The organism is Protofrankia sp. Cas4, from assembly GCF_963555915.1.
Lineage (GTDB): Bacteria > Actinomycetota > Actinomycetes > Frankiales > Frankiaceae > Protofrankia.
The window spans coordinates 1-14,945 of the sequence record NZ_CAUVXL010000213.1 but is presented as its reverse complement, the minus strand read 5'-3'; the positions used below and the strand labels follow the sequence as shown (position 1 = coordinate 14,945).

12 protein-coding genes are annotated in these 14,945 nt (G+C 68.2%); 6 read left to right on the top strand and 6 right to left on the bottom strand.

Annotation, left to right across the window (positions count from 1 at the left end; genetic code table 11):
- Nucleotides 1–367, top strand: a 367-nt coding sequence (locus U9979_RS19560; protein WP_322780536.1) for a toll/interleukin-1 receptor domain-containing protein, incomplete at its 5' end; no start/stop codon positions are given.
- 125 nt (nucleotides 368–492) lie between these two features.
- A complete protein-coding gene (locus tag U9979_RS19555; protein WP_322749408.1) occupies nucleotides 493–1,482 on the top strand; it encodes a ketopantoate reductase family protein in 990 nt (329 codons plus the stop codon).
- A gap of 31 nt (nucleotides 1,483–1,513) precedes the next feature.
- On the opposite strand, the gene U9979_RS19550 is transcribed toward U9979_RS19555, so the two are convergent.
- Together U9979_RS19550 and U9979_RS19545 are read right to left on the bottom strand one after the other, a co-directional pair.
- The gene (locus U9979_RS19550; protein WP_322780535.1) at nucleotides 1,514–2,038 is read right to left on the bottom strand and encodes a DnaJ domain-containing protein; all 525 of its coding nucleotides are present in this window, start codon (nucleotides 2,036–2,038) and stop codon (nucleotides 1,514–1,516) included.
- A gap of 147 nt (nucleotides 2,039–2,185) precedes the next feature.
- Nucleotides 2,186–2,977, bottom strand: a complete 792-nt coding sequence (locus U9979_RS19545; protein ID WP_322780534.1) for a sulfite exporter TauE/SafE family protein — start codon at nucleotides 2,975–2,977, stop codon at nucleotides 2,186–2,188.
- A 267-nt stretch (nucleotides 2,978–3,244) separates the two neighbouring features.
- On the opposite strand from U9979_RS19545, the gene U9979_RS19540 reads away from it, so the two are divergent.
- The 4 genes from U9979_RS19540 (at nucleotide 3,245) to U9979_RS19525 (ending at nucleotide 9,650) form a co-directional block, all read left to right on the top strand.
- On the top strand, nucleotides 3,245–6,115 hold the full coding sequence (locus tag U9979_RS19540; protein WP_322780533.1) for an ABC transporter permease subunit: 2,871 nt from the start codon (nucleotides 3,245–3,247) through the stop codon (nucleotides 6,113–6,115).
- Nucleotides 6,108–7,373 carry an ABC transporter substrate-binding protein gene (locus tag U9979_RS19535; RefSeq protein WP_322749404.1) on the top strand — a complete coding sequence of 422 codons (1,266 nt, stop codon included), beginning with the start codon at nucleotides 6,108–6,110 and terminating at the stop codon, nucleotides 7,371–7,373. The genes U9979_RS19540 and U9979_RS19535 overlap by 8 nt, the downstream gene beginning before the upstream one ends.
- A 66-nt stretch (nucleotides 7,374–7,439) precedes the next feature.
- On the top strand, nucleotides 7,440–8,141 hold the full coding sequence (locus U9979_RS19530) for a VIT1/CCC1 transporter family protein (RefSeq protein WP_416210160.1): 702 nt from the start codon (nucleotides 7,440–7,442) through the stop codon (nucleotides 8,139–8,141).
- Nucleotides 8,142–8,210: 69 nt separating this feature from the next.
- Nucleotides 8,211–9,650, top strand: a complete 1,440-nt coding sequence (locus U9979_RS19525; protein ID WP_322780532.1) for an ATP-binding protein — start codon at nucleotides 8,211–8,213, stop codon at nucleotides 9,648–9,650.
- Here the strand turns inward: U9979_RS19525 and U9979_RS19520 are convergent.
- From U9979_RS19520 to hrpA, 4 genes are all read right to left on the bottom strand, one after another.
- Complete coding sequence (locus U9979_RS19520; protein WP_322780531.1) at nucleotides 9,634–10,698, bottom strand: lipase family protein; 1,065 nt, start codon at nucleotides 10,696–10,698, stop codon at nucleotides 9,634–9,636. The genes U9979_RS19525 and U9979_RS19520 overlap by 17 nt on opposite strands.
- A gap of 391 nt (nucleotides 10,699–11,089) precedes the next feature.
- A complete protein-coding gene (locus U9979_RS19515; protein ID WP_322749400.1) occupies nucleotides 11,090–11,605 on the bottom strand; it encodes a Uma2 family endonuclease in 516 nt (171 codons plus the stop codon).
- A 56-nt stretch (nucleotides 11,606–11,661) separates the two neighbouring features.
- A complete protein-coding gene (locus U9979_RS19510; protein ID WP_322780530.1) occupies nucleotides 11,662–12,705 on the bottom strand; it encodes an aldo/keto reductase in 1,044 nt (347 codons plus the stop codon).
- A gap of 55 nt (nucleotides 12,706–12,760) precedes the next feature.
- The coding region (gene hrpA / locus U9979_RS19505) for an ATP-dependent RNA helicase HrpA (protein ID WP_322780529.1) at nucleotides 12,761–14,945 on the bottom strand (2,185 nt) is incomplete at its 5' end.

The window sequence follows — 14,945 nt, the reverse complement described above, 5'->3', positions numbered from 1 at the left end:
CCGGGTCCACATCGAAACCTGGGACGTACTGCCCGGTAGTCATGTTGTGGGGCGGCTCAACGACGCGATCGTGCATTCCAAGCGGACGCTGGTGGTGCTGTCGGAGAACTATCTGCAGGCCGCACAGGTGCAGGCTGAATGGCAGGCCGCCTGGCAGGCCGACCCCAACGGGATGCGACGGAAACTGATTCCGGTACGGGTGGCGGAATGCGAGCCCGACGGGCTGCTGCGCGGTATCGTTCATATTGACCTTGTCGGTCTTCCGCAGGAGGCCGCGGCAACCAGACTCGTCGAGCAGATAAAAAGATCGGTCGCCGGTGGTTACCGGCCGTCCGACCCGCCCCGGTTCCCCGGCCCGAAGGGGTGAGCCGGGAGAGGTGACAGGCCTTCGGGCCGGTCGCGGGAAGGCCATGGCCGGGTGGGTCTTTGTGCTGCTCGTCGATGGGCCTGCGACTCTGCCGAACGTCCCACCGGCTTCGGATACTGGATGCCATGCGTGTTCTGGTGTTCGGTGGTGGAGTGATCGGTACCCTACACGCCTGGGCGCTGTCAAGGGCCGGGCACGAGGTCAGCGTGCTGGTCCGCCCGCAGCAGGTGGACCGATGGGTCGACGGGCTCGACCTGAGCATCCTTGACGTCCGGGGCAGACGCCGCAGGGAGGTCACCGAGCGGTTCCGTCCCCGTATCGTCACCGAGCTTCGTCCGATGGACGGTGTCGAGCTGGTTGTGCTTGCCGTCCGGCACACCCAGACCCCGGACGTCCTGCCCGCGCTCGCGCGGAACCTGGGCTCGGCCACCGTGTTGTTCCTGAACCACAACTGGCGCGGCCTGGACTTCATCGACGCCTGTCTGGGTAAGGATCAGTATGTGCTGGGTGCTCCCCGGGCCGGTGGCAGCATCATCGACAACGTGTTGAACGGTGCCCTCGAAGGGGGGATCGTGCTCGGGGCGAGCACGGGTAATACGGCGATCGGTGGAACGATGACGGACCTCGCCGAGCAGAATGTGGGCCGTCTCGCCGCGCTCTTCGCGGAGGCCGGCTTTCGTCCGGAGATCCATCCCAACATGGAACACTGGTTGTGGGTGTATTTTGCCAGTACCACGGCCTGGATATGCGGCGGCGCCCGTGCTCGGGGCTTCGAGCGTTTCACGCGCAGCAACCGTGCCGTTTACGACGCACTGCACGCCGGGCGGGAGGCCATGCAGATCTGTGTCGCACGCGGGGCGGAAGTGCGTTTTGCGCAGGACGCCCGACCGTTCGTGCTGCCGCCGTCGACGGTGACGCCCGCCGTCCGGCTCATGCTCCGCGGGGAGCTGCCTCAGCGGATCTCGGTCAATCACGGGCGCTATGCGCCCGCGGAACGGTACGAGATCTATGACGACGTCATCCGGACGGGTGAACGGCTCGACATCCCCATGCCCTGTCTGCTGTCCTACCGCAACGACGTGGAACGGATGGTGGAACTGGCCCCCAGTCTGTGAGCGTATTCACGATAGAATTCACCACAGATTCTCAGTCCCGGGACCGGTTGGCGATGACGGCCGCGACCGGCGGGATGATCGCAGCAATGAGCATCATTGCCAGGGCTGCGGGCACCGAGAAGAAGCGGACCACGCTGCCGGCGAGGACGAACAACGCCAGGCAGCAGGCCATCATCGCCAGGTAACGGCGACGGGTCCGCCGTTGCGTCTCGCCGGTTGCGGGTTGCGGCGTCGCGGCACCGGTGGTCCGGCCTGGCGGGCCCGGCTGGCGCGGAACGGTCGGCCAGATCGGGCCGGTGGCTGCGGCGGGGCCGGTAGGTGCTGCGGGTCCGGTGGGTCCGCCGGCTGATCGGGAGCGCAGCCGGCGGTCGTAGGCGCGGCGCCGCTCGGGATCGCTCAGCACCTGGTATGCGGTGTTGACCAGACGGAACGCGCTCTCGGAGCCGCCGGCGTCGGGATGGGTGCGCCGGGCGGCCTGCCGGTAGGCGGTGACGATCTGGGCGGGCGAGGCGCTCGGTTGCACACCCAGCACGTCATAGAGCGATGGTCGGACCACAAATCACCTCCTACCCACCGGCCTAAAGGGCCAAAGGGCCAAAGGCGATGCGATCGTGGTTCTGTCGCATCGCCGGCGGCCGATGTCCCCGGATCGCCGGCGGGTTCACCTGGAGACGTTCATCTGGAGACGTTCATCTGGAGACGTTCATCTGGAGACGATGAGGACGACCGCGACGATCAGTCCGAGGGTCACCACCGTGCCCCGCAGCGCGGCCGCGGGCAGCACCCGGGCGAGGCGTGCGCCAAGGACACCACCCGCGTAGGACATGACCAGCAGGATCGCCGCGAAGGCCCAGGAGACCTGGGCGCTCACCACGAACACGGTGACGCCGATCGCGTTGATCCCGAACGAGAGCAGCGTCTTCGCGGCATTGGTGCGCTGGATGTCGTCGGGTAGCAGGATTCCCAGCACACCGAGCAGCAGCACCCCCAGCCCGGCACCGAAGTACGAGCCGTAGACCCCCGCCAGGAACACCCCCGCGCGGGTCGGCCAGGTGACATCGCTGGTGGTGACACCGCTGGTGGTGGGCCTGGCAGCGGACGCGGCGGCACGCCGGCCGGCGACCAGCCGGGCCAGCCACGGCTGGGCGCCGAGCAGCCCGCAGGCCGCCACGACCAGGTAGCCGACCACCGCCCGGAAGGCGCCCGCGGGTGTGACCACCAGCACCACCGCCCCAGTCAGCCCGCCGAGCAGCGCCGGGATGGCGAGCGCGCGCAGCCGGGTGGCCTGGCCCGCCAGTTCCCGTTGGTAGCCGAGCGCACCGCCCGCGTATCCGGTCACCAGCCCGACCGAGGATGTGATGTTCGCGGTGAGTGCCGGCATCCCGGTGGTGAGCAGCGCGGGGAAGGCGATCAGGGTGCCGCCGCCGGCAACCGCGTTCACCGCTCCGGCCAGCAGGCCGGCGGCCGCCACGAGTCCGCCGTCGGCTGGTCCCACATCGCCCTCCGCGTCCGGTAGAAGTCGGGTACAGGCCAGTACACCCGCTCCCGGGGAAAAGCGCTGGACCGACCTTGATGTGCCTTGTGGCACAATTTCTTATAAACAGATTACTTATTCTGTTGGATATCCTGCTTGCCGGCGATATTGGTTACCGCTACATTCCGTATGATAGCGGCGGGTCCCGGAGTTTCCGGGCGGAGATGGGCGGCTCATGGACGTCGGATTCGGTATGCCGCGCGACGCTCACCGTGTGACCGGGTTTTCGTGACCAATCTGCTCGGATACGCGCCGCTCAGTCTCGGCACCGGCGCGTTGTACGCATTGGTGGCGGCGGGAGTGGTGGTCATCGCCCGCGGTGCGGGTGTGATCAACTTCGCCCACGGCGCGCTGGTGATGTGGGCGGCGTATTTCTTCAGTGCGGCCCAGGAGAACTGGGGCCTGCCGGTCGCGCCGGCGGGTGCCCTGACGGTCGTGGTCACCGCGGCGATCGGCCTCGCCTTCGCGGTCCTGGCGATGGGGCCGCTGCGGGGCTCCTCGCCGCTGACCCGCGCCATGGCGACGCTCGGCCTGCTGATCATCCTGCAGGCGCTGGCAGGTCTGTTCTTCGGGTCCCAGGTGCGGTCGTCCCCGTCGGTGCTGCCGGCCGGAGAGCTGACCATGTTCGGCCGGGCGGTCGGTGTCGACCTGTTCGTCCGGCTCGCCGCGGTGGCGGTCGTCGTCGCCGTTGTGTGGGCGTTCTTTCGCTTCACCACCTTCGGCCTGGCCGCGACGGCTGTGATCGACAACCCGCGGGCGGCGGCCGCCGCCGGATGGTCACCGGGCGCGGTCGCGGGCGCGGCGTGGTGTGTGGGCTCGGCCCTCGCCGGTCTCGCCGGAGTGCTGCTGGCGCCGCTGGGCAATCCGCTGTCGTCGACAAGCCTGATCATGCTCGTGGTGCCCGCGCTCGCTGTCGCGCTCATGGCGCGGTTCCATTCGCTGCCGGGGGTGTTGGCCGGGGGTCTCGCGCTCGGACTCGTCGAGCTCCTCACGCAGGTCGGCCTGGTCACCGCGCATCCCGCGTGGACCGGAGCCGATCGCGCCATCCCACTCATCGTGATTGTCTTCTATCTGGTGGTGCGCGGCCACGGCATTCCCGACCGCGGACACATAGTGGCCCGACACCCGGAGCTCGGCGGTGGCCGGATCCATCCGCTGGCCCTGGGCATGCTGCTGGCGGTTGCCCTGGCGCTCATCTGGTTCGTGCTACCGAGCGACTGGGTGACTGCCGTCGGCGCCAATGCGCTCTGGGCACTGCTCATGGTGTCGCTGGTGGTCCTGGTCGGGTTCGCCGGCCAGATCTGCCTGGGCCAGCTCGTTCCGGCCGGCGTTGCCGCGCTCATCACCGGCCGCATTGTCGCGATCTGGCACTGGCCGCTGCCCGCGGCGCTGGTCGTGGGTGTCAGCGGCGCTGTCGCGGTGGGGCTGCTGTTCGCACTGCCCGCCCTGCGCACCCGGGGTCTGCAGCTCGCGATCGTCACACTGGGTATGGGTGCTGCCGCCGACGCGATCCTGTTCCAGCGGGGTTATCACTCGCCACCGCCGGCGGGTACGGCCGCGACCATCTTCGGCGGGCTGGGTTCACCCGAGGGCACTGTGGTGGGTACGCAGTCGGTCTTTGGTGTCGAACTTGACAAGATTGACAATCCGGACGGCTTCGCCACGCTCGTGCTGGTCGTGTTCACGCTGGTGGCGCTCGCCGTGGCCAACCTGCGCCGGGGCCGCGCCGGGCGACGGCTGATCGCGATCAGGGCCAACGAACGTGCCGCCGCCGCGCTCGGTATCAGCGTCGTCGGCGCGAAGCTGTACGCGTTCGCGCTGTCAGCCGCGATCGCGGGGCTCGGCGGGGTGTTCTACGTCTTCTACCAGTACGGTGAGGTCGGGAACATCAACTACGGCGCGGGGACGTTCGCGCCGTTCGGTTCGATCATGCTGCTCGCCTTCGCCGTGGTCGGCGGGATCGGCTGGGTGAGCGGATCGGTCGCGGGCGCGACGCTGGTGGTCGGCACCCTCGGTACGCGCATCGCGATGGCGGTCGGCGAATGTCTCGGCGGGCCGGGCTGGCTGGTCCATCTCGACCGGTACCTGCCGCTTGCCAGCGGCATCGCGCTGATTATGATCATGAATGGTTCCGGTGGGGGGATGGCGGCGGACAACGTCCGCACCATCCGCCGCGCGCTCGACCGGCTTGGATCGGGCTGGCCGGACCGGCCGGTGCGCGCCGCCGCCCGGCGCCACCGTCGTCTCGCCCGTCTGCTGGCAGCCGGCCGTGGTGCCGGCGGGCAACCCATGCCGGTGGAACCCGTGCCGGTGCGGCCCGCACGCCTCGCGGTTGCCGGCCTGACGGTCACATTCGGCGCGCTGACCGCGGTACGCGGCATCGACCTCGCGGTGGAGCCGGGCGAGGTGGTCGGGCTGATCGGGCCGAACGGGGCCGGGAAGACGAGCCTCATCGACGCCATCAGCGGCCACACTTGTGCGGCAGCCGGGGTGGTGACCCTCGGTGGGACACCGTTGGACCGGCTCGGGGCATCCCGGCGTGCACGCGCCGGGATCGGCCGCTCCTTCCAGCACCTCGAGCTGTTCGATGATCTCACCGTGCTGGAGAACATCCAGGCGGGCAGCGACCCACGGGACTCCAGGGCCTACCTCACCAACCTGCTGGCGGCGCGGGAGCGACCGTTGCCGCCCATAGCCGTGTTCGCGATCGGCGTCTTCAGGCTGCGTGACGATCTGTTCCGTACCGTCTCGGAGCTGCCGTACGGTCGCCGGCGGCTGGTCTCGGTCGCCCGCGCCGTGGCCGCGGCGCCGTCCGTGCTGCTGCTCGACGAACCGTGTGCCGGGCTTGACCAGACCGAGTCCGCGCAGCTGGCCCGGCTGCTGCGTCGCCTCGCCGACGACTGGGGACTCGCCATCGTCATCAATGACCACGACATGAGCGTCATCCGGGGTGTCTGCGACCGGGTGGCCGTCGTCGACGTCGGCAGGAAGATCGCCGAGGGTTGGCCGGCCGAGGTGTGCCGCGATCCCCGGGTGCAGGCGGCCTATCTGGGCCGACCGGTCGGTGAATTCGAACGGAAGGGGCTCGCGGGTGCGTAGGGCGCGACTTCGGATGATCGCGGCTGGTCTGGGTGGCGCGCTGGCTCTGGCCGGCATGTCGGCGTGCGCGCACGGTGGCGACGGCGCCGGTTCACCACGACCGGCGGGCAGCTCTGGCGCACCGGTCACGTTGATGATCATCGCGCCGACGGGGACCACCGGCGGGAACTACCCGGAGATGGTGGCGGCTGCCAGGGCCGCAGTCCGGGGCGTCAACGCCCGGGGAGGGATCAAGGGGCATCCGGTCGAACTGGTCCACTGCAACGAGAACAACGACGGGTCCGCAGCGGCGGCCTGCGCGAAACAGGCGGCCGACACCGGCGTCCTCGCGGTCGTGTCGGAGACCAGCGGCACGGGCGGCATCATGGCGACCCTCGCGAAGGCCGGGATCGCCTCGGTCGGTTCGGCCGGAGTGTCCGCGGACGGCTCCGAGCTGCACTCCCCGATCAGTTTTGTGCTCAGCCCGCTGGTCATGTTCCCCGCGGTCTGCCCGTCGCTGCTGAAGAAGATCGGTGCCAGGCATCTCGGTATGGTCGGTTATGATCTTTCCGCCAGCGATCGTCTTCTCACCCTCGGCCAGGTCGGTGCCAGGGCCGTCCAGCTTCCGGCCAGTCCGGTGGTACGGGTGCCCATCACCACGAGCGACTTCACGCCGACCGTGACCCAGCTGACCGCGGCGGGCGCCGACGGCGCGGTCATGGTGGTCACCGAACAGGCCGCTGTCGCGGTGATGCGCGACGGCGGCGAACGGCTCTCCTACTGCCACGCGACCGGCGCGATCTCGGACGTCAGCCTGGAGCAGCTGGGGCCGGTCGCGGGCCGGCTGGTCGAGGCCACCGCCTACCCCGAGCTCGACGAGGCCGACCAGTTCAGCGAACTGCGGCGGATGCGCGCGGAGCTCGACGCCGAGTACAGTACCGGCGACAGGGACGCGTCTGCCGCACTGTGGAAGTCGAGCACGTCGCTGAACGGATGGCTGTCGGTGCAGGTCGTGGAGAAGATCGGTAACCAGGTGCCGGGCGCGCTCACCTCGGCGGCGCTGCTGGCCCAGCTGGGTCGGACCACCAGCCTTGACCTGCAGCTCGTCCCGAGGCTGGATTTCACCAGAACCAATCCCATTCCAGGGGTCGAACGGGTGTTCAATACAACTCTGCGCGGGGCCCGGTGGGACAGCGGTGAACGCCGACATGTCTCGCTCGGCAACGAGACCTACCAGGCCCTCGACATCCTGGCGGCTGGCTCCCGCCCGTTGCGGTGAGGTTTCTCACCGGCCTGCCGCGAGTCGCGGGTGGCACTGCGTGAGCCGGTGGCGTTCGATCGCACCATGGTGAGAACGGGGCATCGGGAGCGACACCGTGGCGAGCGGTCGGGTTGGCTGCGAGCCGCGGTGCTGGGTGCCGACGACGGCCTGGTGTCGACCGCGAGCCTGATGCTTGGTGTCGCCGCGTCGTCGGCGTCGCGGGCCGCCGTGCTGACCGCGGGCCTGGCCGGGCTCGTAGCCGGGGCGACGTCGATGGCCGCCGGCGAATTCGTCTCGGTCAGTTCTCAGCGTGACGTCGAGCTGCGGGACCTCTCGGTGGAGGCGGCGGAGCTCGCGGCCGATCCCGCCGCCGAACTGGAAGAGCTGACCGGCATCTACGTGCGGCGCGGGCTGAACCCGCGACTTGCCCGGGAGGTCGCGGTGGAGTTCAGCCAGGCCGATCCGCTGGCCGCGCACGCCCGCGACGAACTCGGCCAGCTGCCGGCGAACGCTGCGCGTCCGGTACAGGCCGCTGGGGCCTCCGCGCTGAGTTTCGCCGCCGGTGCGCTGCTCCCGTTGCTGGCCACGGTCGTCGCCGGCAGTACCGCCAGGATCGTGCTGCTGATCGGCGTGACGTTGGTGGGGCTGGCCCTGCTCGGCACGGTCGGCGCCGCGCTCGGCGGCGCGAACCGGCGACGGGCGGCCGCCCGTGTCGTCATCGGCGGGTGCATCGCCATGGCTGTGACGGCCGCTGTCGGCGCCGTGGCCGGGACCGCCATCCACTGATCCTGTCGATTGATCCAGTCGATCATCCGTAAAGCTAACATCCATGTTACTAACATTGATGTCAGTAACATGGATGTTAGCCTGGACCTCATGGGGCAGACACCGTTTGTGGGCCGCGCTGAGGAGATGGCAAGGCTCACCCGCCACCTGAGCGCTGTGATGGGAGGCGACGCACGGTTGTTGAGCGTGCGCGGGCGGCGCCAGGCTGGCAAGTCGCGTCTGGTCAGCGAGTTCGTGCAACGCAGCGGCCTGCCACGTCTGTTCGTTACCGGCGCGCGGCAGGCGACCATGCAGCGGGACCTGGACGGGTTTGTCGAGGATGCGCGGCTGGAGTGCACCTTGCCAGGTGCTGACCTACTCATGGGCGGGACGTATCGCAACTGGGAGCAGGCTCTGCGCGCGGTGCACGCGGCACTGCCGACCGATGCTCCGTCGATCGTGGTCCTAGACGAGCTGCCGTGGCTGCTCGAACGCGATCCCGGCCTGGACGGCACGTTGCAGAAACTGTGGGACCGGCTGTTCGAGAGCCGGCCGGTTCTCATGATTCTCATCGGTAGCGACCTCGCCGTCATGGAGATGCTCACCGGGCACGACCGTCCTCTTTTCGGGCGGGCCAAGGAGATGGTTGTCACGCCCTTTCTGCTCGGCGACACGGCTCGCATGTTGGGCATTCCTTCGGACCGGGCGGCGGAGGCTTTCGACGCCCAACTGGTCACCGGTGGTTATCCCCGTCTGCTCCTCGAGTGGCGACGCCACCATGGTCTTGACGCCTTTCTCGACGACCAGTTCGCCGACGACAACACCGAGCTGGTCGTCATCGGGCAGCGGGTGCTCGACGCCGAGTTTCCTCGTGATCTGCAGGCGAGCGATGTCCTGCGGACGATCGGCGCCGGCGAACGGGCACATTCGGCGATCGCGGGGCGCGCAGGGCTTGCGGCGACCCCGCTGAGCCGTACGCTTCGACTACTTGCCGACAAGCGGGTCATCGCGGTCGACCAGCCCGTTTCGGTGAAATCATCCAATGTTCCCCGCTATCGGATCGCGGACCCGTACCTGCGGTTCTGGTTGCGTTTCGTCGAGCCCGGTATCAACGACATTCAGCGCGGCCGGTCGGATCTCGCCCGGGCCAGGGTCAGCGCATCGTGGGCGCACTACCGTGGACGGGCGGTCGAGCCGCTGGTGCGGGAGGCGCTGACCCGTCTGGCCGCATCCGATCCCGTTCTTGGTGGCGCGGAAACGGTCGGCGGTTGGTGGCCTCGCGGCAATATCCCTGAGGTCGATCTGGTCGGCGTCCGTTCCAGCGCACCGCCGACGGCGGTCACGTTCATCGGGTCGATCAAGTGGCGGGACAGTGCGCCTTTCAGCCACGCCGACCTCGACGAGCTGCTGACGTCCCGTACCGCGGTGCCCGGCGCCACCGCGGCCACGCCGGTCGCGGTGGGCCGCACGACGTGTACCGCGACCGGCGTGGCCTTCTATGATCCGCGGCGGCTTATGTCTGCCTGGTAACCGTGCTTCCGACGGCACGGCCAACGTTTTCAGCCGCCCGCAGGACGATTTGCACCGCTCGGCCGCTGTTGTCGACGACCCCCTGCGCCATCTTGACCACGTCCTGGGGAATCCTCCGGAAAAAGCTTGGCATGGGCCAGGGCGTCGGGTCGCCTGCCGGTAGTATCAGCTGGTCGTCGCCGAACTCGCTGATGAGCGTGCCGGGTGGGGCCAGCCTTTCGACGTAGTGCTGCGGAAAGTGATCGGAAAGCAAGGAGCCGACGGGTACCCGGCGCAGGATCGGATTCTGTTCGGCCACAAATGCGAGGGCCGCCTGGCCGAGACCCAGGATGTCCCTCATCTGCCGCGCCGGATCGGCGCTGGTCTCCTTCCAATCTTTGCCGTCGTGGTGCCATTCCCGGCCGAAGTGCGCGAAGCCACCGGTCTGACGCGGCGGTAGATGGGGCACCGGGTCCCGGCGGTAGATGTAGCGGAGGACCGGGGCGCTGTTCTCGATTTTCTCGTACGCGTCGGCGAGCGCCTGCGGGCCGATCATCGGCTGGCCGAAGGTGTAAACAGCCCGCAGGTTGTTACCGATACTGTCCTTGTACTGGGGGTCGGTCATCAGCATGATCCCCATGATGGCGGCCATCGCGCCACCCAGGCTGTGCCCGGTGATGTAAAGGGCGGGAGTAATGTGCCGACTCCCGTTCAGATCGCCCTCGCCGGGCCCGCTCTCGGCCGCCAGGATGGACTGCCCGGCCATCGCACGCTTCAGGGCGCGCAGCACCTCGTAGCGCGTCGCCCGAACGTTCCGGTAAAAACCCGCATGCAGATCGACGGCACCGCTGTCACCCGTCCGTGGGTTCGACACACGAAACTTCGCCGCATCACGTGAGTAGATCTCGACATCGGTCAGCCAGCTCATGATATTCGACGGTTCCGTGCCCCGGTAGGCCAGGATGACGACCTTTTTGTCGCTGCTCTGCACGATGGCGGCGGTGGACGAGATGAGCATCGCGTCGACAGACTCCGAGACAATGCGGCAGTTGTTCTCCTCGAGCCCCATACGGGCCATCATGGTGGCGAGCGTGTCGGTGCTCTCCGTCCCGGGCGGGTCGACCTTCGCGTACGCATATGCCGCGCAGGTCGCCAGCACATGGCGCACCACGTCATCGGGATGGTCCTTTGCATCCGCGAGGTAGCTGCTCAGCCCCTCGTAGACGGGAAACCCGGGGAATTTCCCGAGATTCCCCGGGGCGTCCGGATTCTTGAAAGGTCGTAGGGTCTCATAGCTCGGGGCCTTGGTATCACGGACCAGCATCGAGTCGCCTCCCGGTCGTCGCCGCGCGGTGCTGGCTCCCATTCAACGCCTTTGGTCCCCACCGCGCAGCACGAGTTTTCGGTGCTGGTTTCTCGATGCGCCTATGGTTGGATTCAGAACAGTCTCGGCTTTTCCGTCAGGGCCAGTCGATGCCGTCTATCAGCGCCGTCGCCGTGATGCCCAGCAGGTCGCTGTGCCCGGTTTCGTCGTATTTGCCGTCCACGAGTTGCCAGATCCGTACCGTCCGGCGTGCCGGATCGGCGACGATCAGTTCATCCACCTCGTGCGCGGCATAAAAATCAATCTTCGCGTAGGTCTCGTCGTCCGGTGACACAACCTCGATGACCACGGCGGCGGTGGGCAGATACACGCCGCTGGGGCGTCCGCGGTGCAACCCACCGTCGGGTACCCGGTAGTCGTCGCGGCGGCCGAGGTTGAACGGGCCGGTGCCCACGAGCCCGGCAGCCCGCGCACGCGGTAGCAACAGCGCGCTGAGCTCATAGTCAACACGGCCGTGTTCTGCTGATGGACCCGGCGCCAGATGATATTCCCCGTTCCAGATCTCGTCGAAGGTGTCCTGCCCGAGCGATTCGCGTCGGGCAATGAACTCCTCGAGAACCCGGGGACGCTCGCCGAGAACTACGGTGCGCATGCCGAACCGCCTCCCTGTGACCTCGTGGTCACACCAGATTATAGATCGATACCTGGCTATTCGGGTCCGACTGTGGTCCGGCGGCGGTAGGCCGGGTCGGTCAGGGACGGTGGTTCGTAGCCCCCGTCCGCGGTGTTGATGGTCGTGCCCGGTGGAACGATTGTGTCGATCCGGTCGAGCAGGTCTGGTGAGAGCGTCACCTTGGCCGCGCCGAGCTGGGACTCGAGCTGCTCCATGGTCCGCGGGCCGATGATCGCCGAGGTGACGGCGGGATGCTCAAGGACGAACGCGATGGCCAGGTGGACGAGGGAGAGCCCGGCCTCCTCGGCCAGCAGGGCCAGCTGCTCGACCGCTTCGAGCTTGGCGACGTTTGCCGGGAGGGTCAGGTCGAAGCGTCCGGGCGTGCGCTGGCTGCGGCCGGAGACGGGCAGCTCGACTCCCGTGCGGTACCGCCCGGTCAACCACCCGCCGGCCAGCGGGCTCCACGGGATCACGGCCAGTCCGTAGCGCTGCGCAACCGGCAGGACTTCCCGCTCGATGCCGCGGGCGAGGAGGGAATACGGCGGCTGCTCGGAGACGACGCGTTCACGGCCACGACGCTGCGCGATCCACTGGCCTTCCACGATGGCCGACGGTTCAAAGGTCGACGTCCCGATATAGCGGATCTTGCCCTGGTGGACGAGGTCGCTCAGCGCGCCGAGGGTGTCGTCGAAGTCGGTGCCGGGCTCGGGCCGGTGTACCTGGTAGAGGTCGATCCAGTCGGTCCGCAGCCGCAGCAGGCTGTTCTCGACCTCACGGATGATCCACCGGCGGGAGTTGCCGCGGTGGTTGAGGTTGTCGTCCATGGGCGCGTGGAACTTCGTCGCGAGCACCACCTCGTCCCGCAGGCCCCCGGCGAGCGCCTTGCCGACGATCTCCTCGGACTCGCCCCGCGAGTACATGTCCGCGGTATCGATGATGTTGATGCCGGCATCCAGGGCACGGTGAATGATTCGGATGCTGTCGTCATGGTCGGGATTTCCCCAGGCGCCGAACATCATCGCCCCGAGTGTCAGCGGACTGACCCTGACTCCGGTCCGTCCGAAAGCGCGAAGTGTCACTGCCTCTGGTCTCCTTTGATCGCTGTGATCGGTTCGGTCGCTGTGATCGGTTCGGTCAGAGCGTGAGCTGGTCCATCGCCCGGAAGATCCGTTCCATCGAGACCGGGTACGGCGTCCGCAGGGTCTGGGCGAAGTAACTGACCCGCAGCTCTTCTATCATCCAGCGGATTCGCGTCAGCTCCTCGCCCGGTGAGCTACCCGGCGCGAGCCTGGCGACCAGTTCGTCGTACTCCCGCGTCACCTGCTCGACCTGCCGGGTGCGTTCCCGGTCGCGGTTGGGGTCGCCCGGCAGTTTCTCCAGGCGCAGCGCGATCGCGGCGAGGTAGCGGGCGACGTCGGGTAGTCGCGTCCAGCCGGTGCCGCTGACAAAACCCCGGTACACCAGGCCTGAGAGCTGGGAGCGCACGTCGCGCAGCGCCGGCACCAACGCGAGGCTCGTCGTCGCCTTGAGCTGCCGTTCAATGGTGTGCGCGGTTGCCAGGACACGCTCCACCTTTGTCACCACGTTGATCGCGGTCGCGGTCAGGTCGGCCTGGACGATTTCCGCCAGCTTGGTGAATCCGTCGGAGTCCCAGGCCGGACCGCCGCATTCCGTGATCAGTTTGTCCGCGGCGCAGGCGATGCAGTCATCGAGCAGTTCGGTGACGGTGCGATATGGATGATGGCTGAGCGTCAGTTTAGCCTGATTTGTCAGCTGTGCGTTGATGGCGCGAATCGGTGACGGCGCGTTGAGCAACAACAGGCGTCGGGTGCCCGCCCACATGGCCTGGCGGGCCTCGGCCTCGGTCGCGAACACCGCGATGGCCACGCTGTCGGTCTCGTCGACCAGCGCGGGATAGGCCCGGACCGGCTGGCCGGCGCGGCGTTGTTCGACCAGCTGCGGGATCGGGCCGAAGTCCCAGGTCCGCAGGCCCCGGCGCTCGACGCCGTCCGCCGCGGCGTTGACCGCAGCCCGCAGCGTCGGCGCCAGTGCCCGGGTGAGCGCGGCGAGGTCCTTGCCCTCGGCGAGGGTGCGCTGAGCCTCGTCCACCACTCGAAATGTGATCTTCAGATGGTCGGGTACGCGGTCGAGTTGCCAGGCGTGCCGGGGCACATTCACGCCGCTGAGGTGACCGAGTTCGCGTTCCACAACGGCGAGCAGCGGCCCGTCGGTCGGTGTCACCGACGCCAGTACCCGTCTGGCGTAGTCCGGCGCCGGGACGAAGGTGCGTCGTATCTGTTTGGGCAGCGATCGCAGCAGCGCTGTCACCAGTTCCTCGCGCAGGCCCGGCACCTGCCAGTCGAAGCCGTCGGCGCCCACCTGGTTGAGCACGGGCAGCGGGATGCGCACGGTCACGCCGTCCGCCTCCGTGCCAGGTTCGAACTGGTAGGACAGCGCCAGGCTGAGGTCGTCATACTGCCAGGTATCGGGGTAGTCGCGCTCGTCGACCCCGGCCGCGTCAGCCTTGATCAGCATGGCCGTGGAGAAGGCGAGCAGGTCGGGTTCGGCCTGCCGGGCCTTCTTCCACCAGCTGTCGAAGTGGCGGCCGGAGACCACCTCGGCGGGGATCCGCTGGTCGTAGAAGTCGAACAGCGCCTCGTCGTCGACCAGGATGTCGCGGCGCCGCGCCCGGTGTTCCAGCTCCTCGACGTCGTCGAGCAGTTCCCGGTTGGCGTGGAAGAACCCGTGGTGGGTCTGCCAGTCGCCCTCGACCAGGGCATGGCGGATGAACAGGTCCCGGCACAGCGCCGGGTCGACCGCGCTGTAGGTCACCGGGCGGGACGCGACCAGGGGCACCCCGTAGAGCGTCACCTTCTCGAACGCCATCACCGCGCCCCGGCTCTTCTCCCAGTGCGGTTCGCTGTAGGTGCGGGTGACCAGGTGGGGCGCGAGCGCCTCGGCCCACTCCGGCTCGATGCGTGCGAGCGTGCGTCCCCACAGCCGGGACGTCTCGACGAGCTCGGCGGCCATCACCCAGCGCGGTGGCTTCTTGAACAACGCCGAACCGGGGAAGACAGCGAACCGGGTGCCACGCGCACCCTGATAGTCCGGCTTCTCGGGGTCGGCGAGACCGATGTGTGACAGCAGGCCGGCCAGCAGTGAGAGGTGGATCTGCCGGGGGTCGGCCGGTGTGGTGCTCACCGACATTCCGAGGCTTTTTGTGACCTGGCGTAGCTGAGCGTATATATCCTGCCATTCACGGACCCGCAGGTAGTTCAGGAACTCGGCCCGGCACAGCCGGCGGAACTGGTTTCCGGAC